The organism is Burkholderia sp. MSMB1078WGS (genome assembly GCF_001528895.1).
GTDB lineage: Bacteria > Pseudomonadota > Gammaproteobacteria > Burkholderiales > Burkholderiaceae > Burkholderia.
In genome coordinates, this window is the sequence record NZ_LPDI01000098.1 from 22131 (window position 1) to 44994 (window position 22864).

At 68.7% G+C, this 22864-nt stretch carries 23 protein-coding genes; 5 read left to right on the forward strand and 18 right to left on the reverse strand.

Annotation, left to right across the window (positions count from 1 at the left end):
• The 5 genes from WT24_RS24500 to WT24_RS24520 all read right to left on the reverse strand — a co-directional run bounded on the left by WT24_RS24500 (nucleotide 1) and on the right by WT24_RS24520 (nucleotide 6100).
• On the reverse strand, nucleotides 1–2301 hold the full coding sequence (locus tag WT24_RS24500) for an ATP-dependent DNA helicase (protein ID WP_060036111.1): 2301 nt from the start codon (nucleotides 2299–2301) through the stop codon (nucleotides 1–3).
• Nucleotides 2298–3992, reverse strand: coding sequence for a VRR-NUC domain-containing protein (locus WT24_RS24505; RefSeq protein WP_060036112.1), 1695 nt, complete (start codon nucleotides 3990–3992; stop codon nucleotides 2298–2300). Before WT24_RS24505 ends, WT24_RS24500 begins: the two co-directional genes overlap by 4 nt.
• A 107-nt stretch (nucleotides 3993–4099) precedes the next feature.
• On the reverse strand, nucleotides 4100–4978 hold the full coding sequence (locus tag WT24_RS24510; RefSeq protein ID WP_059505257.1) for a MipA/OmpV family protein: 879 nt from the start codon (nucleotides 4976–4978) through the stop codon (nucleotides 4100–4102).
• Between the two features lie 203 nt (nucleotides 4979–5181).
• Entirely contained in the window at nucleotides 5182–5493 is a 312-nt protein-coding gene (locus WT24_RS24515; RefSeq protein ID WP_006479035.1) for a hypothetical protein, read from the reverse strand.
• A 307-nt stretch (nucleotides 5494–5800) separates the two neighbouring features.
• Nucleotides 5801–6100: a hypothetical protein gene (locus WT24_RS24520; protein WP_060036113.1), complete on the reverse strand. Its 300-nt coding sequence runs from the start codon at nucleotides 6098–6100 to the stop codon at nucleotides 5801–5803.
• Nucleotides 6101–6238: 138 nt separating this feature from the next.
• On the opposite strand from WT24_RS24520, the gene WT24_RS24525 reads away from it, so the two are divergent.
• The 3 genes from WT24_RS24525 (at nucleotide 6239) to WT24_RS24535 (ending at nucleotide 7895) form a co-directional block, all read left to right on the forward strand.
• Entirely contained in the window at nucleotides 6239–6487 is a 249-nt protein-coding gene (locus WT24_RS24525; protein ID WP_059505253.1) for a hypothetical protein, read from the forward strand.
• Nucleotides 6488–6854: 367 nt separating this feature from the next.
• Nucleotides 6855–7286 carry a CBS domain-containing protein gene (locus WT24_RS24530; protein WP_059505251.1) on the forward strand — a complete coding sequence of 144 codons (432 nt, stop codon included), beginning with the start codon at nucleotides 6855–6857 and terminating at the stop codon, nucleotides 7284–7286.
• Between the two features lie 105 nt (nucleotides 7287–7391).
• Nucleotides 7392–7895: a PRC-barrel domain-containing protein gene (locus WT24_RS24535; protein WP_060036114.1), complete on the forward strand. Its 504-nt coding sequence runs from the start codon at nucleotides 7392–7394 to the stop codon at nucleotides 7893–7895.
• Nucleotides 7896–7917: 22 nt separating this feature from the next.
• Here WT24_RS24535 and WT24_RS24540 read toward each other — a convergent pair whose 3' ends face one another.
• The 4 genes from WT24_RS24540 to WT24_RS24555 all read right to left on the reverse strand — a co-directional run bounded on the left by WT24_RS24540 (nucleotide 7918) and on the right by WT24_RS24555 (nucleotide 11679).
• Nucleotides 7918–8544, reverse strand: coding sequence for a DUF4142 domain-containing protein (locus WT24_RS24540; protein WP_060036216.1), 627 nt, complete (start codon nucleotides 8542–8544; stop codon nucleotides 7918–7920).
• A gap of 28 nt (nucleotides 8545–8572) precedes the next feature.
• On the reverse strand, nucleotides 8573–9118 hold the full coding sequence (locus WT24_RS24545; RefSeq protein ID WP_034204843.1) for a hypothetical protein: 546 nt from the start codon (nucleotides 9116–9118) through the stop codon (nucleotides 8573–8575).
• Between the two features lie 79 nt (nucleotides 9119–9197).
• A complete protein-coding gene (locus WT24_RS24550; protein ID WP_060036115.1) occupies nucleotides 9198–9608 on the reverse strand; it encodes a BON domain-containing protein in 411 nt (136 codons plus the stop codon).
• A gap of 88 nt (nucleotides 9609–9696) precedes the next feature.
• Nucleotides 9697–11679: an ATP-binding protein gene (locus tag WT24_RS24555; protein ID WP_060036116.1), complete on the reverse strand. Its 1983-nt coding sequence runs from the start codon at nucleotides 11677–11679 to the stop codon at nucleotides 9697–9699.
• 394 nt (nucleotides 11680–12073) lie between these two features.
• Here WT24_RS24555 and WT24_RS24560 point away from each other — a divergent pair, with 394 nt between their 5' ends.
• Nucleotides 12074–13114: a sigma-54-dependent Fis family transcriptional regulator gene (locus WT24_RS24560; protein WP_059789479.1), complete on the forward strand. Its 1041-nt coding sequence runs from the start codon at nucleotides 12074–12076 to the stop codon at nucleotides 13112–13114.
• A 36-nt stretch (nucleotides 13115–13150) separates the two neighbouring features.
• Here WT24_RS24560 and WT24_RS24565 read toward each other — a convergent pair whose 3' ends face one another.
• On the reverse strand, nucleotides 13151–14950 hold the full coding sequence (locus WT24_RS24565; RefSeq protein WP_059505240.1) for a methyl-accepting chemotaxis protein: 1800 nt from the start codon (nucleotides 14948–14950) through the stop codon (nucleotides 13151–13153).
• A gap of 200 nt (nucleotides 14951–15150) precedes the next feature.
• Nucleotides 15151–15405, reverse strand: coding sequence for a DUF3562 domain-containing protein (locus WT24_RS24570; protein WP_059505238.1), 255 nt, complete (start codon nucleotides 15403–15405; stop codon nucleotides 15151–15153).
• A 533-nt stretch (nucleotides 15406–15938) separates the two neighbouring features.
• On the opposite strand from WT24_RS24570, the gene WT24_RS24575 reads away from it, so the two are divergent.
• On the forward strand, nucleotides 15939–16370 hold the full coding sequence (locus tag WT24_RS24575; RefSeq protein ID WP_059505236.1) for a hypothetical protein: 432 nt from the start codon (nucleotides 15939–15941) through the stop codon (nucleotides 16368–16370).
• A 426-nt stretch (nucleotides 16371–16796) separates the two neighbouring features.
• On the opposite strand, the gene WT24_RS24580 is transcribed toward WT24_RS24575, so the two are convergent.
• From WT24_RS24580 to WT24_RS34655, 7 genes are all read right to left on the reverse strand, one after another.
• Nucleotides 16797–17732, reverse strand: coding sequence for a universal stress protein (locus WT24_RS24580; RefSeq protein WP_060036117.1), 936 nt, complete (start codon nucleotides 17730–17732; stop codon nucleotides 16797–16799).
• Nucleotides 17733–17944: 212 nt separating this feature from the next.
• On the reverse strand, nucleotides 17945–19327 hold the full coding sequence (locus WT24_RS24585; protein WP_059505232.1) for an amino acid permease: 1383 nt from the start codon (nucleotides 19325–19327) through the stop codon (nucleotides 17945–17947).
• Nucleotides 19328–19776: 449 nt separating this feature from the next.
• Nucleotides 19777–19995 carry a hypothetical protein gene (locus WT24_RS35475; RefSeq protein ID WP_257127558.1) on the reverse strand — a complete coding sequence of 73 codons (219 nt, stop codon included), beginning with the start codon at nucleotides 19993–19995 and terminating at the stop codon, nucleotides 19777–19779.
• Nucleotides 19996–20026: 31 nt separating this feature from the next.
• Nucleotides 20027–21052: a DedA family protein/thiosulfate sulfurtransferase GlpE gene (locus tag WT24_RS24590; protein WP_050011042.1), complete on the reverse strand. Its 1026-nt coding sequence runs from the start codon at nucleotides 21050–21052 to the stop codon at nucleotides 20027–20029.
• 185 nt (nucleotides 21053–21237) lie between these two features.
• Nucleotides 21238–21744: a cupin domain-containing protein gene (locus tag WT24_RS24595; protein ID WP_060036118.1), complete on the reverse strand. Its 507-nt coding sequence runs from the start codon at nucleotides 21742–21744 to the stop codon at nucleotides 21238–21240.
• Nucleotides 21745–22079: 335 nt separating this feature from the next.
• Nucleotides 22080–22550, reverse strand: coding sequence for a universal stress protein (locus tag WT24_RS24600; protein WP_059505227.1), 471 nt, complete (start codon nucleotides 22548–22550; stop codon nucleotides 22080–22082).
• A gap of 152 nt (nucleotides 22551–22702) precedes the next feature.
• Nucleotides 22703–22864, reverse strand: a complete 162-nt coding sequence (locus WT24_RS34655; protein ID WP_156440240.1) for a hypothetical protein — start codon at nucleotides 22862–22864, stop codon at nucleotides 22703–22705.

Here is a 22864-nt window from a genome sequence, read left to right on the forward strand (position 1 = left end):
TCACCCGATCCGCCACCAACGCGGCAACAGATTGCGCACCTCGCGCCGCCGGTAACGGTCGTCGATCAGATGCACGACCCCCTCGTCGTGCTCGGTCCGGATCACGCGCCCGGCCGCCTGCACGACCTTCTGCAGCCCCGGGTACAGGTACATGTAGTCGTAACCGTTGCCGAAGCGCGCGTCCATCGCGCGCCGCATCTGCTCGTTGACGTCGTTGACCTGCGGCAATCCGAGCGTCGCGATGAACGCGCCGATCAGCCGCTCGCCGACCAGGTCGACGCCTTCCGAGAAAGCCCCGCCCAGCACCGCGAAACCGACGCCGCGGCCGGCCGCGTCGAAGCGCGCGAGAAACGCGTCGCGCTCGCTTTCGGCCATGCCGGGCGCTTGCGCCCACACGGGGACGTCCGGATGGCGCGTCTGCATCAGCGCGACCACGCGCCCGAGGTAGTCGAAGCTGCTCAGGAAGCCGAGATAGTTGCCGGGCCGGGCCGTGTATTGCGCGGCGATCAGGTCGGCGATCGGCTCGAGCGAGCGATCGCGGTCGCGCCAGCGCGTCGACACGTGGCTCGCGACGCGCACCGTCAGTTGCTCGGCGCGGAACGGCCCGTCGACGTCGAGCCAGCCCGTATCGCCGGGCAGCCCGAGCGTGTCGCGGTAGAAATGGAACGGGCTCAGCGTGCCCGAGAACAGCACGGTTGCGCGCGCGGCTTCGTAGCGCGGCGCCAGGAAACCGGCCGGGATCACGTTGCGCACGCACAGCGTCGACTGGACGCGGCGCCGGCGGCCGGCCGTCGCCACGCCGTCGAGCGCGGGCTGCCGCAGCATCGGTTCGCCATGCAGCGTCGCGTCGAAGATCGATGCGCTGTCGAACGCTTCGGCCAGCACGCCGAACTGGATCGCCTCGAAATGAAAGCGCAGCAGCGCGTCGCCGTTCGCGCGCGGCGCGTCGGTCAGGTGTTCGCCGATCGCCGCGACGAGGTTTTGCACGGCCGACACGATCGGGCCCGGCACGTCGGGATAGGCCGCATAGCGCTCGGCCTGTGCGCGATTGAGCGTGCCCCACGCACGGGCCAGCCGGTCGAATGCCTTGCGCAGCGCCGCGGGCGCGGCTTCGCGCGCGGCCGCGAACGCGAACGGATCGAGCGACGCGCTGTACATCTTGCGGGCGCGGTCGAGCAGGTTGTGCGCTTCGTCGACGAGCACGCCGACGCGCCACTGGTTCTGCTGCGCGAGCGTGTGCAGCATCGCGCTGCCGTCGTAGTAGTAGTTGTAGTCGCCGATCACCATGTCCGACCAGCGCGCGAGCTCCTGCGCCAGGTAGTACGGACAGACGTCGTGCGCGAGCGCCGCGGCGCGCACGGTGTCGCGATCGAGCAGCCCGGCGTCGATCGCCGCGTCGCGCGCGGCCGGCAGCCGGTCGTAGAAGCCTTTCGCAAGCGGGCACGATTCGCCGTGACACGCGTTGTCCGGATGCTCGCACGCCTTGTCGCGCGCGACGAGTTCCAGCACGCGCAGCGGCAGCGCGGGCGTGCCGGCGCCGAGCGTCGTCGCCGCTTCGAGTGCGAGCGCACGGCCGGGCGTTTTCGCGGTCAGGAAAAACACATGGTCGAGCTCGCCTTCGCCGCATGCCTTCAGCAGCGGGAACACGGTGCCGAGCGTCTTGCCGATGCCGGTCGGCGCCTGCGCCATCAGGCAGCGTTCGTCGCGCGCCGCGCGATAGACGGCCACCGCCAGCTCGCGCTGGCCGCTGCGAAACTGCCCGTGCGGAAACGCGAGCGCGCGCAGCGCCGCGTCGCGTGCGGCGCGATGGGCCGTCTCGCGTTCGGCCCAGCCGACGAAGCACGCGCACTGCTCGGCGAAGAACGTCGCGAGCGTGCCGGCATCCAGCGTTTCCGTCAGCACGGTCTCGCGCTCGGACACGATGTCGAAATACACGAGCGCGACGTCGATTTCCTCGAGATCGCGCGCGTCGCACATCAGGTGCGCATACACCTTGGCCTGCGCCCAGTGCAGCGCGCGATGGTTGGCCGGCATCGCGTCGAGGCTGCCGCGATAGGTCTTGATTTCCTCGAGCCGGTTCGCCACGGGATCGTAGCCGTCCGCGCGGCCGCGCACGGTGAGCGTCCCCCACGTGCCCGTCAGCGCGATCTCGGTTTCGTAGCGCGCGCCGCGCTTCGACGTGACCGCGCCGTGGCCGGCGATGCCTTCGAGCGCGGTCGGCGCGGGCGTGAAGCGCAGGTCGAGATCGCCGCGCCGCGCGGTGAACTCGCACATCGCCCGCACCGCGACGACGTAGCTCATGCGGACAACCCCGCCGCTTCGGCGTGCGCGACGGCCGCGCCGGCCCACTCGACGTCGACGACGCGCACCGGCATGCGGTGCGCGACGCAGTAGGCGAGCCAGCGTGTCTGGTTATCCTGCAGCCGGTCGCCCGGGCCCTTCACCTCGATCAGTTCGTAGCGGCGTTCGTCGGGCCAGAAGCGGACGAGATCGGGCAGGCCGGACCGGTTGCTGCGGATATCCGCGAGCAGGCGCGTGAACCATAGCCGCAGGTGCTCGGGCGGCAGGCAGGCGAGCGCTTCGTCGAGCAGCGTGTCGGTCAGCACGCCCCAGAACACGAACGGCGATTGCAGCCCGGCCTTCGTCGCGAAATGCCGGCGGATCGTGTCGCGGTACGCGCCCGAATCGAGCTGCGCGAAGCATGCGTCGAAGGCCGCCGCGCGGCGCATCGCGAAATCGGGTGCGTGCAGATCGGCCGGACCGCGCTGGAACGGGTGAAAAAACGCACCGGGCACGGCCGCGAACACGGGCTCCCAGCACAGCAGCCCGAACAGCGAATTGATCAGCGTGTTTTCGACGTAGTGGACCGGCGAAGCCGGCTGCGCGAGATGATCGCGCACGGCGAATTCGACGCTGACGGATGCGTCGGGGCGCGCCAGCACGAGCGTCTCGCGCGGTACGTCGGCGGCGGCAGCCGCGCGTTCGACCCGCTGGCCGGCGCGGCGTTGCAGGCGCGGCAGCATGCGCTCGACGCGCTGACGCTCCTCGTCGCTCTCGAAGCCGCCGCGTGCGTCGAGCGCCAGCGCGAGCGCGTCGTCGTCGCGTCCGCAGCGTTCGAGCACGCGGATGCGACGGTGGCGGCTGCCGGGCCACGCGCTGCGGGTGTACGCGTCGAGGGCGGTACCCCAGTCGGCACGGCGCTCGCACGCCTGGCCGAGCGCGAACAGCAGCTTCGCGCGGCGCGTCGCGAGCCACGGCTGCGCACAGTCGACTGCGGCCAGCGCGCGGATCAGGTCGTCGAACGGCAGATCGTCGGGCCATGCATCGAGCGCGTCGCGGCACATCTGCAGCGCGAGATACGCGTCGACGTCGCCACGCTGCTGGAACGCGCGCGACGACGGCGCGATCGGCACGCTTTCGTACTGGAACACGCCGAGATCGGCGAGCACGAATTCGCTCCAGTCCTGATGCAGATTGCCGAAGAACATCAGCCGCAGCCGGTCGCACAGTGCGCCGACCGTCACGCGCAGTACGCGGTCGTCGGCCTGTGCGCACCACGCGTCGAGCGGTTGCGCGACGTCGTGCGCGGGCCGCAGCCGGTCGAGCCAGTCGGCCTTGCGTTCGCCCGCGTGCGCGGCGAGCGACGGAAAGATGCGCAGCAGATCGGCCTTGGTCGACAGCGCGAACAGCTCGTCGAGCGTGAGCGGCGGTGCCGGATCGACCCAGCCGAGGGCGACGAGCGGCGCGGCGGCGTCGAGCGTGCAGCCGATCTCGTCGTACACGAGCTTGCTCGCGCGGAAATCGGACCCGTTGCGCATCAGCATCCGCACGAGCAGCGCCCGCGATGCCTGCGGCAGCGCCGCGAACTGCCGGACGAACGCGTGCTCGTGCGCGTCGAACAGGTCGTCGTAACGCTCGCCGAGCCAGGCCAGCGCGCGTTCGAAATTGGTCAGGTAGTAAAACGCCGGAGGCGTCGGTGAGGCAGGCGTCACGGGGATCGATCACTGTACGTTTGTACAGGTCGCAATCATATCAAATGTGACGGGCGATGCTGTACGCGGCATCGCCCTCCCGCTATCCGCCTGCGATCCGGCTTCGGTCAGAACTGGTAATTCACCGACATGTCGAACACGCCGTTGGTCGACTGCTGCGTGATCGGGCTGCGCGCCGCGCGACCGACGAGCTGCTCGATCGCGCCGTCCATCGTGACGAACCAGTGCTTGTTCACGAACCACACCATCGTCACGCCGAGGCCGGCCGACTTGATCCCGGCCCCCGACGAATAGGCCGGCAACCCCGAGCGCGCGGCCGCGCCCTGGTTCACGCCGAACCAGCTGTTCATGTAGCGGGAATCGGCGAACGACACGGTGGGCCCCGCGAACCAGAAGAAGTGCTCGTTGCTGCCGGGCATCGGCATGTACGCGGAGAAATCGCCGGTCCAGCCGTTCGACCCGCCGATGCTGCGCCGGACGTCCGCGCGCAGCACGAGCGGGAAATCCTTCGAGACGACGTAATCGGCGGCGAGCTTCATCACGGGCGCCGCGTTGATGTTGTCGAGGCCGTTCAGGTGGCCGAGATCGTCGGCCGAACGCCGTCCGAGGTCATAGCCGACCGCCAGGCTCACGCGCCAGTTCGGCCCGCGCAACACGTTCGCGCCGAGGCCCTCGCCGGTCGACAGGAAGAACAGGTCGCGATAACGGATGTCGAAATTCGGGCCGCCCATCACGCGATAGCGGTCGGAGCCCGCGTAGCGCGGCTGCAGCGTCATCGCGGCGCCGACGCTCACCTGCCAGGCGGGAATATTCGGATCGAAGAGTTTCTGGAGCGGTACGCCCGCCGTGTATTGCCATTCGCCGAGCGGCGACGGCGTCTGGGCCGCCGCGTCGCGCGCGCCGGCTGCAAGCGCCGCGCATGCCGACAGGCCGGATACGAACCGGCGTGCGCCGGGTGACAGCAACAGGCGAGCAACAGTGGTCAAGGCGGTCTCCGTCGGCTGCACGAAACGAACCTGAAGGAAAGCGTGTCGCGCTTCAGCGGCTGCAACAGTCGGCAGCCCGCTGCGCGAACGTAGTGTGCGCTGAATTAACGGACATCCTACGCGACACGCGTGCGGACGCAAAGCGCCCGTTGTGTACGGGCACTTTGCCGGAATCCGGCATGCGCCGGCGGATGATTGCGGAATCAGAAACGCTCGACGTGATAGTCGCCGGCGAGCGCGGCCGGGCTGCGCGTCGACATCATTCGCGAGAAGCCGTCGGCGAGGCGGCCGAGCGCGAGCTGCTTCTGGCTCGCGTCCCAGTGCGTATAAGTGTCGTATGCGGCATCGTCGAACGAAACGGTGACGGCGACCGGTCGGCCGCTGGCGCGAAAGCCGATCTGCAGCACGCCGCCCGGCAATTCCTCGATGTGATAGTGCAGCGAACGCGATTCGAAATAGCGGCCCAGTACCTGAGCGATCGCGCGCTTGTCTGGCGATTGCACGTGAATGTCCATGACGGTCCTCCTTTCAGTGTTCGCGCGGCCGGTGGTGGCGCACTGCCCCCGTCCGGCATCCGCATCGGCGGCGGGTTCGACGGCGGATCGCCTTGCGGCAGCCCGTCGGGCACGGGCGGGTCGACCGGGTCGTCGTGCCCGGGCGGCGGCGGATCCGGGTCGACGTCGGGTGTCGTCGGTTCGGGGCGGTGCAGCGTGGATGGCGTCTTCATGTCACTCCTGCGCGACGGCGCGCGCATTTCGATGGCGAAGCGAGCGCCCGCAAGCGCCGTGCCCGCTATCGCGCCGTGCCCCGTCGCCGTCGGGTTCAGTCGTCGTAGGCCGCCATGACGAGCCACATCGTGCGCCCCTCGGCGCTCAGTTGCACGGCAAGCGCGAACGGATCGGACGGTTCGCAATGGGCGACGAGCGCCTGCTGCGCGCGCTCCGGGCCGTCGTAGACGGTGTCGTTCAGCTCGCGTACCTCGTCCTTGCCGTCGAACATGCGCCGCTCCGGCCGATAGACCCGCGATTCCCGCTTCCACGTGTCGAAGCGCTCGCGCACGTGGCCGAAATCGCCGCCGCATACGTTCGCGTCGTAACGTATCCTTTCCCTGGCTGCATTCATCGCGATGTCCTCTCGTCCATACCGGCCCCGTGCGCGTCGTACCCGCATGCCCGGCCGGTCCTTGCGGCTTGCAAGCGCCGTGCCACGGTTGCCGCGGGTACGGCGCTTGCGCCTTCTCATCGACAAGGAGGTTCGATCATGACCGTTCACGCCCCCGGCCGCCGCGACGCCGTGTCACCGGCTGCCGGACTGCTCCGGTTCGCCACGTCGCGTCCGCCGTCCGAAGACAAGACGGAGGAACGCATCGACGAAGGGCTCGAGGAGACGTTCCCGGCCAGCGACCCGCCCGCCGTCGGCGGTGCGACGCGTATCGACCCCGCCAAGCCGTCCGGCGAGCGCGAACGTCGCGCGCCGCACGTCCCTTCCCCGCCCCGCGATCACGGCTGACGGCGGCACCCGGCACGCGCTGCGTGACAGCGCAGCCGCGCGCCGGCCCAATCAGGAGCGATCGATGAAAGTCCTTGAACGCAGATGGCATGAAGTAAGCGGCGCAGCCGGCGTCGCGGCGCTGGCCGCGATCGAAAGCGCGGTGGTCCTCGCAATCGTCACGATGACGGGCATCGGCCACTGACGTCCCGCGTCGACGGCCGCGTCTGCGCCGTGGAAGATGTACAAGCAGGCTGGCAAATTTCTCCGTCGCCGGCTATCCGGCGCAAGCCCGTTATCAGCGTGAAGAGGCCTTGGGCCCGACGCGTGCGCCTCGCGCGGCACGCGCGGTGCTCCCGCATCGTCCCCGCTCACGAAGGAGACGTTCATGTATCGCGTCAACGAGATCATGTCGCGCGACGTAGTGTGCGTCGCGCCGACCGACACGATTCGCCATGCAGCCGAATTGATGCAGCGCTTCGATATCGGCGTGCTGCCCGTTTGCGACGGCGCCGAACTCGTCGCGATCGTGACCGATCGCGATCTGGCGGTGCGGGCGCTGTCGCACGGCCATTCGCCCGATACGCCCGTGCAGGCGGTTGCGTCCAGACCCGTGCAATGGTGCGTCGAGGACGACGGCGTCGGCGATGTCCAGCAGCGGATGGCCGACGTGCAGTTGCACCGCTTGCCGGTGCTCGACCGCAATCTGAAGCTGGTCGGCATGGTGTCGCTCGGCGACATCGCCACGCGCGCGGGCGGCCCAGCTCGCGACGAGCTGGCCAACACGCTCGAGGACGTATCGCTGCCGCGCCGCCGCTGAGCGGCGTTCCCATCCATCATCCCGCGCGGCCTGCCGCCCCGGCGCAATACCCGCGCGACGAATTCGCGCGCGGGCCGGGTTGCCGCTTCGACCAGGAGGTTTTCGATGACAACGGACAAACCGTCGCGCGACGCCGCGCGCATCGTCGGCACGAATCCGCGTACGGCCGTCGGCGGCCCGGGCCCCGACGTGATGGCCGCCCGCACGCTCGAAGGCGATCGCGTGCTGACGCTGGACGGCGACGACATCGGCAAGGTCACCCACATCATGCTCGACGTGCGCGCCGGACGAATCGCATACGCGGTCGTGTCGTCGGGCGGCCTGCTCGGGATCGGCGACAAGCTGCTCGCGGTGCCGTGGAACGCGCTCGTACTCGATGCCGAGCGCGAATGCTTCGTGTTGCCGGTCGACACCGCGCGTGTGCGCGAGGCGCCCGGCTTCGACAAGAGCCGGTGGCCGACGATGGCCGACCCCGAATGGGCCGAAGCACTGCATGCGTACTACGGCCGTTCGCCGTACTGGCTGATCGAGGAAGGCGAAACGGCGCTCGATTCGCCGCCGTACGAGGCGTCGCCGGGCGGCCCCGAAGACGGCACGCGGCGGCACTGAAGCCCATCGGCCGAAAGGCGGATCACTGCGCGGCGGCCACCGTCTTCGCGAGTTGGCGGGAGGCGCTCAGGTGTGCGTTCAGCATCGGCAGCGTGCGGGCCGCGAATGCGCGAAGCTGCGGGTCGCGGCCGTCTTTCGCTTCGGTTTCGTAAAGCCGGACTGCCGCTTCGTGTGCGCGAGGCCCCGCCAACGCCACGTACGCCGTATCGAACGCGCGCCCGTTCTTCGCGCGCAATGCCGTCACCGCCGGGTCGACGAGCATGCGCGTCTGGACCGGTATGCCCTTTTGCGCGCCGATGTGCCGCAATTCGTCCGCGATACGTGCATGGTCGTCGACCATCCGGCGGGCGAAGGCCTTCACGTCCGCGTTCGACGAGCGATCGAGCGCAAGCTGCCCGGCCTGCCGTTCCACCTTGCCGATCATGCCGGCCTTGTCGACGAACTCGGCGTCGATGCCGATCGGCCGCTGGGTCATGCCCGCCTCGTCGGCGGTCGGGCCGGGGCGCACGACGCCCGGCGCGACCTGCGCGGACGAAGCAGGCAGCGCCTGCGCATGCGAGAGCGCGAACGCCAGCGCGCCCACGGCGGCAGTCAGGACGATTGCCGCCGATCGACGCCCGCGTGGCTTCATCCGGTTCGTTTTCGTCATCCGGGCCTCCGTATCGGGCAACGGAGCGTCACGCGGGACGATGGGCCGACGTGAAGAAATCGGTCCACTCGCCGTTGTGCCATGCGCCCTCGGTGCGCTCCACCGATAGCGCGCCGGCGGCGAGCATCGTCCGCTCCGCGAACGCGATCGTGCGCCGCGTCACGTGCGCGGCCAGCACGACGCCGTTTTCGCACTGCTTCAGCGCGCCATGCCCCTCCGGCGCATCGCCGCGCATCCGGCCGAGCGCGCCGCACAATGCGCCGACGTACCCGCCGACGAGCGGCACGCCGATCCACGCGAGCGGGGAATGAAGGCCGCCCAGATAGAGCAGCGCGGCCCCGGCGAGCCCGACGATCGCGCCGATGGCCACGCCTTCCAGCGCGCCGATGCCGCCAGGCCGCGCGGCGGAGTCCGCATAGACGTCGCCGCCGAGCCAGAACAGCGCGTGCTGTCCGGGCGGATTGAGAAAGAAGACCTTCACGTCGTCCCGATGCATGGCGTGGCCGCGCAACTGCTCCGCGCAGCGTTCCGCCTGCTCGAGCCGCGAGAAACGGCCCGCGATGATGGTGTCCATGTCGAACCTCCTGCCCGGTGACGCGCAGGACCGCGGGCGCGCGACGCCCGATCGGCCCGGCGCTGGCCCGCGCATCACGTTACTTCCGGCGGATCTGCAGCTTGTCGCGCACGCCGCTCACGCCGCTGACGTCGTGCGCGACGCGGATCGCGGTCGCGCGTTGTCGCTCGTCGGGCACGTTGCCCGTCAGTTCGACCACGCGGTCGCGAACCTGCACGTCGATGTCGCCGGAGGCCAGGCCGCGTTCGGCGACGAGCGCGGCCCTGACGCGGGACGCGAGCGTCGCATCGCGGATCTGCCCCCCGACGGCCGACGCCTGGCTCGCAAGCTTCGCACGGGTGCCCTCCTCGGCCGATGCGTAGCGGGGCGTCGCGATCCATGCACACGACAGCATCAGTATGCTCGCGATCGGCACGACCGGCGTCCTATGCCTGGTGCGTGCCGGCTCGCTGCCCGTGCCGTCGCGCGTCGTGCTTTTCGTTGCGTCCATCGCGCCTCCTTTCTCGTATGCGGCCGGACGGCCACGCGGCCGGATTGCCGCGCCGCGTGTGCGTCGGTTATACGTCGGGTATGTACCGCTACCGCTCGCGCGGCTTCCCGTCGCCCATGTCGTCCGGCACGACGTCGACGATCACGCTCGCGAGCGTCGACATGTCGACCGGCTTGCACAGATACGCATCGAACCCGGCGGCCATCACCCGGCGCCGGTCGGCCTTGCCTGCATGCGCGGTCACCGCGACGACCGGCAGATGTCCGCCGCCGTTCGGCAAATGCCGGATCCGGTCCAGCAGCCAGTAACCGTCGCCGTCCGGCATCGCGAGATCCGACAGCACGACGCTCGGCTGCTGCCGCTCCACCGCGTCGAGCGCATCGTGTCCCGACCAGGCGGTCGATACCTGCGCGCCCATGGTCTCCAGCGCCGCCGCGAGGCTGGTCCGCGACGTCGGATCGTCGTCGACCACCAGTACGCGCTGACCGTCGAGCGCGACCATGTCGGCCTTGCCCTTCGCGCGCGACGGCTGCTCGACCGGATCGTCGGCGTCCCAGCCCGCGGGCAGCGTCACCGTGACGGTCGTTCCGCGCTCGGCGCCTGCGCTCGTCGCGACGACCTCGCCGCCGTGCAGCTGCGCAATGTTGCGCACGATCGACAGGCCGAGCCCGAGGCCGCGCCGGGGGGACGTGAACGCGCCTTCCGGCCGGCTGAACGTATCGAACAAGTGCGGCAGGTATTCCGGCGCAATCCCTTGTCCGGTGTCGGAGACCGACAGCCGCACGCGCTCCCCCGCGCGGGTCAGCGACACGTTGATCCGCCCGCCCGGCGGCGTGAACTTGATCGCATTCGACAGCAGGTTCGACAGGACCTGGCGCAGGCGCTCGCCGTCCGCCGGGATCACGCAGGCCGGCATCGCATACGACGTCGACAGCACGAGCCCGTTCGCCTGCGCCGTCGCGTCCAGTTCGCGCGTGGCGTCGCGCACGATCCGAACGAGATCGACCGGCACGCGTTCGAGGCGCAGCCGGCCGGTCGCGAGGGACGATGCGTCGAGCAGATCGGCGACCATGTGCGACAACGACCGCGCGCTGCGATCGATCGCGTCGACCGCCTGCTGCGCGAAGCCTTGGCCGTCGGCGTTGCGCAGTACCTCGACCCAGCCGTAGATCACGTTCAGCGGCGTGCGCAGTTCGTGCGACACCGTCGCCAGCAACTCGTCCTTCAGCCGGTTCGACGTGTCGGCCTGCATGCGCGCGTCGCGTGCGCCGCGCAGCGAGCGAAGGTTGTAGCGCTCGTTGCGGCGGCGTTCGCCCGCTTCGCGCAGCGTCAGCGACAGGCCCGCGCAGCGGTCCTGCGCGTCGACGATCGGCGAGGCGACGAAGGTGGCGCGAAAACGGCCGCCGTCGCGGCGCACGCACAGTACGTCGAGCGGCCCGACCGGCTCGCGCAGGTCCGCGAACGACGCGGGCACCGCATGTCGGCGCAGCCAGCGCGGCGCGATCATCGTGGCGACGTCGCGTCCGTTCGCCTCGGCCGTATCGATGCCGAAGATTCTTGCCGCGGCCGGATTCCAGCTGGTGATCCTGCGCTGCGCATCGGTCCCGACGATCGCATCGGGCGACGCATCGACCACGCGGCGCAGCAGCGCGTCGTCGGACACGCAGGCGACGGACGACGGCTCACGGTGCGGTGGGTACGGATCGCCGTCGTCGTCATCGATCTCGCTCAAACGATCGTTTGCGAGCAGCGGCTTCACCGTCGTCACCAGCACGCATTCGGCGAAACCGATCGCGACGAACGCGCCGGCTTGCGCGAGCAGCGTCGCCAGCGACGCGTCGCGCCACCACAATGCGGCGATCACGCCGAGGCTGGCGGCGGTCGCGACAAGGCCGCCGGTGAGCGACGTCAGCCATGCGGCGGCGGCCACACCGGCGTAAAAAGGCAGCGGCGCAAAGGGCGCGTGCTTGCCGACAGCCTGAATCGCCCACGCCTGCAGCGCGGACGCCACCCCGACAGCCAGCACGATCCATGCACCCTGCCGAAGCAGCTCACGGGTCATAGTCCTCATTGCATCCTTGCATCGCGCCGGTTCCCGTCTGGTGCGGGGGGATGCCGCATTTCGACCATCCGGCATCCCGTCGAGCGCGCCGGGCGAGCAGGAACGCGTCAGCAAACGACGTACCCGGCGCTGGCCAAGGTCGCGCTCGCGGCAACGCATGGCCGCGCCCTACGCCCGCGCCGCCGGCGGGCCGGGCGGCGGGCCGGCGGCATCGCCGTGCGCCGCGCCGCGATGTATCGCCGGCCTTTTTTTCATCGGATTTCTGTAAAAAAGTGGCGATCCAACCCCGACCGCGGCGTCACACCGAGGGCGGGCGACCGGCCCGATGGCCCGTTTCTGTCGGTCATGTCGCGCACATTGGAATTTTCTATTCCGCGGCACCTTCGCGGCCGTTTCGCTGTCGATGATAAATATTGCAAGCAACGGAACCTGCGATGCCGTTTTTCAAAACGGCCCACGAACGCCTATGGGTGAATCCGCAAACCGGACGAAGCAGCGCGCGGACAGTCGCCGGTTGTCCGGCCGGTCCGCCGCGATGCGCACGCTGCTCGGCCGTATCGAGAAAATCGCGCCGACCCGCGCGAGCGTGATGATTGCCGGCGAAAGCGGGGTCGGCAAGGATATCGTCGCGCGGCGGCTGCACGATCTCAGCGCACGGCATGACGGCCCGTTCGTGCCCGTGAACTGCGGCGCGATTCCGCCCGAGCTGGCCGAGGCGCAATTGTTCGGGCACGAGAAAGGCAGCTTTACCGGCGCGACCACGCAGCGCGAAGGGTTCTTCGAAGCCGCGCGCGGCGGCACGCTGCTGCTCGACGAAATCGCGGAAATGCCCGCGGCGCTGCAGGTGAAGCTGTTGCGCGCGATCGAGTCGAATACGATCGTGCGCGTGGGCGGTACCGAATCGATTCCGCTCGACGTGCGGTTCGTGTCGGCCACCCGCCACAATCCGGCCGACGCCGTGCGCGACGGCCGGCTGCGCGAGGATCTGTTCTACCGGCTCGCCGCGTTCGCGATCTACGTGCCGCCACTGCGTCAGCGCGACGGCGACGTCGAGACGATCGCGCAGGAATTCGTCGACACGCTGAACGAGCGGCATCGCTCGCACAAGCGGCTGACCGGCGCGGCGATCGCCGCGTTGCGCGCGTATTCATGGCCAGGCAACGTGCGCGAACTGCGCAACACGATCGAGCGCGCGTACCTCTTGTCCGACGAAGGCATCGAGATCGCGCTGCCGAAGCAGCCGATGCCGGCAGTCGACAGCACGTCGGAAGGCGCGATGGCGCTGCCGCTCGGCGCGACGCTGCACCATGCGCAGCAGCGCTTCATTGTGGCGACGCTGCGTCACTTCGACGGTAACAAGCCGCGTGCGGCCAAGGCCCTCGGCATCAGCCTGAAGACGCTCTACAACCGGCTCGCGCTGATGCGCGACCAGGGCGGCTCGTGAGCATCGCGGGCCGTACGCCGCGGGCCGCCGGCCGCGTCAGGCGACCTTGAACTGCCCGACCGTCGTCGCCAGCGCGTTCGCTTGCGATTGCAGCGCGGTAGCCGCCGCGGTCGACTGTTCGACGAGCGCCGCATTCTGCTGCACCATTTCGTCGAGCTGGCTGACGGCGCGGTTCACTTCCTGGATGCCGCGCGTCTGCTCGTTCGCCGCGTGCGTGATCTCGGAGATGATGGTCGTCACGTTCGACACGTTGGACACGATCTCGCGCATCGTGTCGCCGGCCTGGCGCACCTGCCCCGATCCGGCCGACACGCTCGCGACCGTCGATTCGACCAGCACCTTCACTTCGCGCGCGGCCTGCGCGCTGCGTTGCGCCAGGCTGCGCACTTCCTGTGCGACGACCGCGAAGCCGCGGCCCTGTTCGCCCGCACGGGCCGCTTCCACCGCTGCGTTCAGCGCGAGGATGTTGGTCTGGAACGCGATCCCGTCGATCACGCCGATGATGTCGCCGATCCGGCCCGACGCTTCCTCGATCTTCCCCATCGTCGCGACGACGTCCGACACGACCACGCCGCCGTGCGACGCGATCCTCGACGCGGCCGCCGCGCGTTCGTCGGCCTGGCTCGCGGCTGCCGCCGACTGGCCGACGGTCGCGGTGATCTCTTCCATCGACGCCGCCGTTTCCTCGAGGCTCGCCGCCGCCGATTCGGTACGCGACGACAGGTCCTGGTTGCCCGCCGCGATCTCGTTCGCGGCCGTGCGCACCGATTCGCTCGCATCGCGGATCTGGCGCATCACGTCGTTCAGCTTGTCGACGAAACTGTTGAACGAGCGCGCGATGTCGGCGACTTCGTCGCGGCCGTCGGCCGGCAGGCGCTGCGTCAGGTCGCCGGCGCCCGAGCCGATCGCGGCCATCGCCTGGCGCACCTGCGACAGGCGGCGGAACGCGGTCGCGGTGATCGCGCCGATGATCAGCGACGCCACGCCGACGATCACGATCAGCGTCATCAGCGACGCGGTCAGCAGCGAACGCATCCCGGCCGTCGCTTCGGTCTTGTCGAGCAGCACCAGCGCGTACCAGTCGGTACCGGGCACCGGTTTCGCGCGCACCAGCTTCGCGTCGCCGCCGACGCCGACCTCGACCGGTGCGCTCGCCGCCGCGATCGATGCAACGCCCAGCGAGCCGAGTTCGGGCGATACGTCGGCAACCGGCTTCAGCGTGAGCTTCGCGTCCGGGTGCGCGACGACGTGGCCGCTGCTGTCGATCAGCATCCCGAAGCTGGCCGGTGTCGGGCGGATCGACTTGACGTTGGCGATCACGCTGTCCATCGACACGTCCGCGGCGACGACGCCCTTCAGCGCGCCGTCGCGCAGAATCGGCACCGCGAACGTGACGACGAGGTTGCCCGTGCCGGCATCGACGTACGGCGGCGTGACGACCGGCTTGCCGGCCTGTGCGGCCTGCTTGTACCACGGCCGGCCGGTCGGGTCGTAGTCGGGCGGGATGCCGGTCGGGTCGGAGAAGTGGAACGCCTTGTCGGCGTAGCCGGCATAGACGTTCGTGAAGCCGCCGGCCGCGGCCATCTGCTTGAACACCGGCAGCGGATCGGGCGTCAGCGCGGCATCCTGCAGCGACGCGATCATCCGGCTGCGGGTGGCGACCCAGTCGGCGATTCCGACCACGTGGCCGCTGGCGACCGAGGTCAGATTGCGGTCGATCGCATCGTCGTTGTACGAACGCGCGATGAAATAGTTGATCAGCGTCGTGGCGACGAGCGCGAATACGACGATGGCGACGCACGCGGCGAGGATGCGGGCGCGAATGGACGAGAACATGGCAACGACTCGGTAAGGGAGCGGGAACGCCCGGTGGACGAATTCACCGGGTAAACGGCAAATCGCGCCGCTTACTTGAGGTCGTTGTGACAATTCGTTGAAACGTATGACGAAACGCGCCGGCGACTGTCGGCAGATCGTCAGGATGGCCGGGCGGCGGGTGTGCCTCGCGCCGGTCCCGGCGCCCCGGCCGCTACCCGCTACAGCCGATGCCTCGGACGCGGATCGGCGTCCGCGGGCGCGTCATCGGCCCGGGTGTCGCGATCGAAATCGTCCTTCTGGCGCATCCGTTCGCGCAGGTGCCGGATCGCGAATACGTGAATGTAGTCGTGCACGCGTGCATCGGACGACAGCGCGCGCACTTCGTCGTCGAGCATCGCACGCAACTGATCCGCGCCGATCGCGCGCCGTTCGGCGGCTTCCTTGAGTGAATCGAGCAAATTGTCCTTGGACATCGACAGACTCCTGACGGTCGAGGAACGAAAAAGATGACGGTACTGGAAGCTTAAAGACTAAGACAGACGCGCGGCGTACGATGCGCCGGCGCGTGTTTGCGCGCGATCAACGGCACGTTGCGTGCCGCCGTGCGGATCCGTTTTCCGAATCGGCCGCGCAGCGTTCGTCGTGCACATGGCCCGCGAACGATACTGAAACCCTGTCACGCCACCCCGGGGCGCGGCACTGGCGACGGGCGACAAGTGGAACGCCGCGCGACGCCGATGCAGTGGGGAAACTTAGACCGTCCGAAATCATGCGTCAAGCGCGCTGCCATTCGTCCGACGAACGCGCCGGATCGGCCGATCGGCCGCCGCGCGTGTCAGCAGATTCCGATACGCGTCGCGCAATTTCCTGACAGCGACTTCAGCGCGCGCCGCTTGGCAGTGCGCCATCGCCACACGATACTGATCACATGAACCAGGCGTTCATACCCGAACATCGCCCAGCCGGCCATCGAGCCGGCACGCGGGGTTCGGCGCAGGAGACCACCATGGCACATCGCAACTTACCGGGCCACGGCCAGCGGCGCGCGTCGAGCAACGCGCGCGCCCTGCCCGACCGCACCGAGTCGGCCGGCAACCGTCCGTCCGACGACCTCGACACCTTGCTCGCGCTCGCACGCGAGGCCGGATTGCTCGTCACGCTCGACGGGCAGATAGGCCGCGAAAAGTATCAGAGCGTCGTGGGGTCGGTCCTCGCTTTGCAGCGGTTCGCCGCGGCGCTCCACGCGCGAAACGCAGCCGACGCACCAGCCAGGTCGGAGCCGCGTCGCAAGGCTCGCCCAGGCTGGCCGCATGCGAATCGTTTGCGCAACCGCACGTGCAACGCATGCGCACCGCTCCATGTCGTGCATCCGCATGCGCGGGTACGGCGCGGCGCGGACCGCCGGCACGACCAGCGATCGATTCTTCGTACCCTCTGATCGGCGCACGGAAACGACGCACGGCACGGGGCCACGCAATGGTTACGCGTACGATGGCGCGCCGCTCGACGCGGCCGCATTCAACATCATTGCTGCGGGGAAGCGAATTCGATGGGGCAAGGCGGAAAGCGGACGGGGTGACTTGCACCCCGCCCGTCCTCCAAGGCAACCGTCGGTTGCCTACCCTCGTGCCAGAGAGTTCCCGGTCGGATGACGCGCCGGACAAACACGTGGCGCCGCTCCTGAAAACGATGTGACGGCGGCAAGCGCGGTAGCGATCGCTTCCTGCATGCAGGCGCGGTCGGGAATCGCACATGCACGACGGGCCAGCCGCATCGCCGACGTTTCGTCACTGTCTCACGCGATGTGCGCCGCGTTTCTGATGCAGGTCAATCCAAACCCGCTTCGATCGCGATAACGCGGGATTCATTCCGCGCCACGCACCAGCAGCACGGGCACCTGCGCGAGATGCGCGACCCGCCGCGCGACGCTGCCGATCAGCCAGGCGGCGATGCCGCGATGGCCATGCGTGCCGACCACCAGCAGCTCCGCCCGCCAGTGCACGGCCTCGCGCATCAGCGCATGAGCCACGTCGTCGCTGGTCGGACGCGTTTCGACGATGCCGCGCTTGGTCGGATTGCCCGTCGCATGGAGCAGCGGGCCGATCTTCGCGAGCGCATCCTCGCCTTCCGCGCGGTACGCATCCTCGAGCGCGCGCACCGGCACGACATCGGTCAGGCGAACCGCGCGATCGATCACGTACGTCGCATACAGCAACGTCGTCGGCGCCGCGAAGCCGAGCCCGACGCGCAGCGCGTGCAGCGACGGCTCGCTGCCGTCGACCGCGAACATCAGCCGCTGCAGCGCGCCGTCCGACGGCCGTGCATAGGTGCCGGGCACGATCAGCAGCGCACAGCGCGCGCGTTTCGTCAGTGTGTCCGACATCGCGCCTTCGACGAGCCGCAACAACCCGTGATGCGGGTTCGCGCCGATCGCCAGCACGTTCGCGTGCCACGTCGACGTATCGTTCACCAGGGCGTCCGCCACCGAGCCGCCCGTGATCGACGTATCGATGACCGTTCGTTCGACGTCGACGCCGCTATCGGCGAACAGCGCCGCGATCCGCTCGCAGGTGGCTTGCGCTTCGCGCACCATGTCCTCGCGCGCGGACGTCAGCAGCGCGTCGATGCGCGGAATGTCGGGCAGCACGAGGCGCGGATTGTCGATCGCGCACACGATGCGCAATCGCATGCCGGGACGCAGCAGCGTGCGCACGTAACGTGCGGCGGTCAGCGATTCGGGCGTCGGATCGACGGCCAGCGCGATCCGCGCGAGCGTCGGGATGGACAGGGCAGGCTGCATGGCGAAGGTCTCCGTGCGTGCACGTCGTCGCCGAACGACGACGGGGGCTTCGCGCGGCAGCGGCGCCGCCGCGTCGGACCGCCGCCGTGGCCGCAGGATCGGCGGGCTGTCACGCGAAGCGCGGACGAGCAATGCGTTCGTTCAGCATAGGCCGTCCGGCCCGCGCGTGCATGATCGCGATCAACGATCGTGCGGCACCCTGCCTGCGCCGCTTACGGCTTCGTCGGCATCGACGCGGCCGGACGGTTCGCATAGAACAGCGCGTACGCGATGCCGAGCAGCACGATCCACACCGGCCCGATCACCAGCGCGACGCGCGTATCGGGCGTAAACGCCATCAGCACGACGACCAGCACGAGAAAGCCGAGCGCGACGAACGAACCGAGCGGATAGAACGGCACGCGGATCGGCAGGCGCGCGATCTTGTCGGCCGACAGCGTGCGGCGAAAACGCATCTGCGCGATCAGGATCACGCACCACGTCCAGATCGCGCCGAACGTCGATACCGACGTGAGCCACGTGAACACGTGCTGCGGCGCGAGATAGTTGAGCAACACGCCGATCAGCAGCAGCGCGACCGACACGGCCACACCGTACACGGGCACGCCGCTGCGATTCACGCGACCGAGCGCGGCCGGCGCCTGGCCCTGCTGCGCGAGGTTGTAGAGCATCCGCGCGGTGCTGAACAGGCCGCTGTTGCACGACGACAGCGCAGCGGTCAGCACGACGAAGTTGATGATGCCGGCGGCGGCCGGAATGCCGAGGCGCGAGAACGTCATCACGAACGGGCTGCCCTGCGTGCCGATCCGGTCCCACGGATAGAGCGACATGATCACGAACAGCGCGCCGATGTAGAAAATCAGCACGCGCCAGAACACCGAATTCACGGCCTTCGTCAGCGACTTCTCCGGGTTGCGCGCCTCGCCGGCCGTGAGGCCGAGCATCTCGACGCCGAGATACGCGAACATCACGATCGGCAGCGCGGCGATCACGCCATTGATCCCGTTCGGCATGAAGCCGCCGTGCGACCACAGGTTCGAGATGCCGGTCGCGACACCGCCGTTGCCGATGCCGAACGCGATCATCAGGCCGCCGCCGACGATCATCAGCACGATCGTGACGATCTTGATCAGCGCGAACCAGAATTCGAATTCGCCATACAGCTTGACCGCGATGAAGTTCACCGAGCCCATCGCCAGGAGCGCCGCGAGCGCCCAGATCCAGTTCGGCACGCCGGGGAACCACATGTGCATGTAGACGCCGACCGCCGTGATTTCCGCCATGCAGGTGACGATCCACACGAACCAGTAGGTCCAGCCGGTCAGGTAACCCGCGAGCGGGCCGAGGTAGTCGCGCGCATAGCGGCTGAAGGCGCCGGCGACCGGGTTGGTGATCGCCATCTCGCCGAGCGCGCGCATGATCAGGAAGATCGCGAGGCCGCCCAGCAGGTAGGTCAGCAGGATGGCCGGGCCGGCCGTGCGGATCGCGGTGGCCGAGCCGAGGAACAGGCCGACGCCGATCGTCGCGCCGAGCGCCATCAGGTTGATGTGCCGTTCTTCCAGCCCGCGGTGCAGTTGGTCTTCTGGTTGCTTCAAATTCGTCTCCTGGCGGCCGCGGGCGGGCCGCCGTCATTGTGTCGATGACAATGCGCGACCGTTCATGCCGATTTCGGCAGTCGAAAACGAAATAATCCCCATTGTCGATTTCCGAATAAGAAACGACACGGATGCCGCGTCAATTCGGTTGGAATTGCCGCGGATGATCCGTATTTCCCGGAACAGTCCGGATATACGGATAGGGCCTTTCACGGAATACACCCGACCGACCCGCGCGACGCGGCTGTGCGCGTGACGAGCGGCAACGGGATTCATCGCTTTCGGCGCGAACGAACGCGCGTCGAATGTGCGCAATCGAGCGCACGCAATATGCAGGCGGGATTATAGGGAGGATCGGCGGTTTCACGCCAGGCGATTTTCGGGAAAATCGCGGTGGGTGAAAGCGGTGATTGGATTCGAATGCGCGCGGCGGACGCGCATTCTTGAGTTCAGACCTCGATATACGAGACCGACTGTGATGCCGCCAGCTTCGGCGGCGTCGGAGATGCGCACCGACAGAGGTCGTCGCTGAGGGCTTTGCTATCACCCGCATACACGAAGTCGTCGCCGATCTGCTCGGGAATGCAGGCCAGTTTCGCCTCCCCGATGAGATTCATATCGCCACCGGTAGCGATGACGCGATCGAACAGGCCAGGATGCGCGCTCACACGCTCAGCGATACCAGCAACGCCGGCTGCATCACTTCGACAACGTCGCCCGCACCGTATACTCGCCTTCCAGCCCACCCTGCTCCGGCCGCACGAAATACCGCGACGAATCGAGATCCGCCGGCAGCGGCTCGACCGGATAACCGTGCTTTTCCCACGCATCGAGGCCGCCCTTCAGCGCCCGGATGTTGTGGATCATCTTCTTGCGCTGCATCTTCGCGATCAGCCGCTTCGCGGTCGCCTCGTTCGGGCACACGCAATAGACGACGATCGGCCGTTTCAGCACTTCCGGATCGAGCAGGTCCGGCGAATCGAGATCGACCGGCACCGCACCGGCAATCCGGTACGGCTCGCGTTCGCGAATCGCCTTCGGACGTGCATCGAAGATCAGCGGCGGCTCGTCGGACGTCATCATCTCCACGAGCTGCGGCGGCGAGATGCGCACCTGCGCGAGATAGCGGCGGAACTGCACGCGACGCACCCAGCGGTACAGCAGGAACGTGATGAAGATCGCGAGAAACGCGTCGAGAATCGTGCCGCCGCTCGCGCGCACCCACAGCACGAACTGGACGATCTGGTCGTGAATGGCCGCGCCGCCGATCAGCCAGAACGCCGCCCACAGCGACGCGCCCGCCAGATCCCAAAACAGGAATACGCCGATGCCGATCGCGGTCGTGCCGAGCAGCGGCGCCGACACGAGGCCGAGGCCCGGCAGGAATTTCGACAGCACGAGCAGCGGCGCGCCGTACCTTTCGAATACGTTACGCGCGAAACGCAGCGTCGTGTCGAGCGACAGCGAGAAGCGCACGAGGCCGTTCAGCAGGCGCCGGCCGCGCGTGCGGCCCATGAAGAACCAAAGGGAATCGGCCAGCATCGTCGCGCCGATCGCCGCCGCGAACATGCTGACCCAGGACGCCTGCCCCATCGCCGCCATCGTGCCGCCGAGAATCAGCATCGGCACGGCCGGCACCGGCACGCCGAGCTGCGTGATCAACACGCTCGCGAACACGGCCCACGGGCCGAGCGACGATGGAATAGCGATGGGAAAGTGCCACACGGCGGCGCTCCTGGAAGACATGCGGGCCGCGCGACAGGGCCGTCGGTACGGCGGCGCAACGGCCGCCGCGGCACGTCCGCGATCGACCGATGCATCATGCGCATTCTAAACGGGTTTGGCCTCGCTCGCGCGGAACACCGGCCGGCGGCGCGGGCTTTGCGCGCGGCGTGACGCGACCGTGACGGTCACACGTCGGAGCGCGGCGCGAGTTGTGCGACATGTTCCGCGTAGTCGGGAAACTCGGCCGCCAGCGCGGCCGCATCCGCCAGCTCGAACTCCGCGAACTCGAATCCGGGCGCAACCGTGCAGCCGACGAGCGCGACGTGCTGCGGCGACGCGCAGCGCGCGCCGAACCAGCTTCCGGCCTGCACTACCGTCTGGAACACGGTGCCCGGATGGGTGAGCGGGTTGCCGAGCCGGTGGATCGTCAGCCCGTCGCGCGCATCGAGCACCCACACTTCGATCGGATCGCCCGCGTAGAAATGCCAGACTTCGTCGGAACGGATGCGATGCCACGACGAATACGCGCCGTCGCACAGCAGGTAGTAGATCGCGGTCGACGCGGCACGCGGCGCGCCGTCGGACGGGCGCACGACCGACTCGGTCGCGCGGTAGGTTTCACGGAAATAGCCGCCCTCGGGATGCGGCTGCAGGTCGAACTGGCGAATCAGGTCGGTCGCGGAAATCGGCATGGCGGATGACGTCGGTAAGGTAGAAAACCGGCATCCGGCCGACTGTCCGATCGCGATTCATGCGCCCGGGTGCCGCCGGATGCCCCTGCGTCGATCGCGGCTGCCATGCACGCGGCGATCGAGCGGACACCGGCCGATGCTGCCAGAACTGCATGCCGGGATGCAACTGCGGACGCGCAATCGCGTATCGGCGATGCGTATCGGCGCTGCTCGCCGCGCCGTGTTGGGCGATTCGACGACGCAGCACACCCGCTCACGCAAGAAGTCCGGAATGCCGCGCGGCAGCCCGCCAACGGCGAGCGCCGGTGCCGCATCGGCCCGCCGTATCGCATCGGTCACGCAGCCGCCGACGTGCCCGCCTCGTCGTGCCGTACCAGCAGCACCGGCCGGTCGGCCGCACGCAGCAGCGATTCCGCCACGCTGCCGAGCAACAGCCTGCGCAGGCCGTGCCGCCCGCTCGTGCCCATCACGATCAGATCGGCGTCGGCTTCGGCCGCGGTACGCATCAGCACCGTCGCGATGTCCTCGCCGTACGCGTCGAGCGCACGCACCGTGCCTCGCACATGCTGCTGCGCGAGCATCGCTTTCGCTGCGTCGAGTACCGGCGTCGCGGCATCGGTCGCGGCGACATCGCCGTCGTGCTCGGCGGCGAAGCCGGCGTCGACGTCGACGAGCTGCGGCCGATGTTCGACGACGTACGCACACGTCACTTCGCCGCCGGACGCCGTCGCGATCCGGATCGCCTCGTTCAGCGCGAGACGCGCGCTCGGGCTGCCGTCGAGCCCGACGAAAATCCGCTTGTACATGGTCCGTCCCTCCGACCGGGCAGGCGTCGCGCGTTGCGCAACGACGGCCCGTCATCGCAAGCCGGCCCGGCGCCGGCTTGCCTGCCGAACAGTCTGCCCCACGTGCCGGCGCGTGCGTTGACGCGCGTCAACCGCGGCCTGCGCGCGCTGTTTCACGCCTTTGCCGCAATTTCAACCGACCCCATTACAAAAAACGTGTAAAACGCGCACAATTTCATCTTGAAAATAATCGTTGCATGCAGCCGGTGCGAGTTTTCCCCGGTTTTGCCGCGCTGCCCGAGTGCCCCGGGTAGTCCGAACAACAGAATGGCCAT

Bases quoted from the DNA above. Each gene is read 5' to 3' on its own strand.
- WT24_RS24500 (WP_060036111.1), bottom strand. From the start codon at position 2,301: ATGAGCTACGTCGTCGCGGTGCGGGCGATGTGCGAGTTCACCGCGCGG.
- WT24_RS24515 (WP_006479035.1), bottom strand. From the start codon at position 5,493: ATGGACATTCACGTGCAATCGCCAGACAAGCGCGCGATCGCTCAGGTA.
- WT24_RS24520 (WP_060036113.1), bottom strand. From the start codon at position 6,100: ATGAATGCAGCCAGGGAAAGGATACGTTACGACGCGAACGTATGCGGC.
- WT24_RS24525 (WP_059505253.1), top strand. From the start codon at position 6,239: ATGACCGTTCACGCCCCCGGCCGCCGCGACGCCGTGTCACCGGCTGCC.
- WT24_RS24530 (WP_059505251.1), top strand. From the start codon at position 6,855: ATGTATCGCGTCAACGAGATCATGTCGCGCGACGTAGTGTGCGTCGCG.
- WT24_RS24535 (WP_060036114.1), top strand. From the start codon at position 7,392: ATGACAACGGACAAACCGTCGCGCGACGCCGCGCGCATCGTCGGCACG.
- WT24_RS24540 (WP_060036216.1), bottom strand. From the start codon at position 8,544: ATGACGAAAACGAACCGGATGAAGCCACGCGGGCGTCGATCGGCGGCA.
- WT24_RS24545 (WP_034204843.1), bottom strand. From the start codon at position 9,118: ATGGACACCATCATCGCGGGCCGTTTCTCGCGGCTCGAGCAGGCGGAA.
- WT24_RS24550 (WP_060036115.1), bottom strand. From the start codon at position 9,608: ATGGACGCAACGAAAAGCACGACGCGCGACGGCACGGGCAGCGAGCCG.
- WT24_RS24555 (WP_060036116.1), bottom strand. From the start codon at position 11,679: ATGAGGACTATGACCCGTGAGCTGCTTCGGCAGGGTGCATGGATCGTG.
- WT24_RS24560 (WP_059789479.1), top strand. From the start codon at position 12,074: ATGATAAATATTGCAAGCAACGGAACCTGCGATGCCGTTTTTCAAAAC.
- WT24_RS24565 (WP_059505240.1), bottom strand. From the start codon at position 14,950: ATGTTCTCGTCCATTCGCGCCCGCATCCTCGCCGCGTGCGTCGCCATC.
- WT24_RS24570 (WP_059505238.1), bottom strand. From the start codon at position 15,405: ATGTCCAAGGACAATTTGCTCGATTCACTCAAGGAAGCCGCCGAACGG.
- WT24_RS24575 (WP_059505236.1), top strand. From the start codon at position 15,939: ATGGCACATCGCAACTTACCGGGCCACGGCCAGCGGCGCGCGTCGAGC.
- WT24_RS24580 (WP_060036117.1), bottom strand. From the start codon at position 17,732: ATGCAGCCTGCCCTGTCCATCCCGACGCTCGCGCGGATCGCGCTGGCC.
- WT24_RS24595 (WP_060036118.1), bottom strand. From the start codon at position 21,744: ATGCCGATTTCCGCGACCGACCTGATTCGCCAGTTCGACCTGCAGCCG.
- WT24_RS24600 (WP_059505227.1), bottom strand. From the start codon at position 22,550: ATGTACAAGCGGATTTTCGTCGGGCTCGACGGCAGCCCGAGCGCGCGT.
- WT24_RS34655 (WP_156440240.1), bottom strand. From the start codon at position 22,864: ATGGCCATTCTGTTGTTCGGACTACCCGGGGCACTCGGGCAGCGCGGC.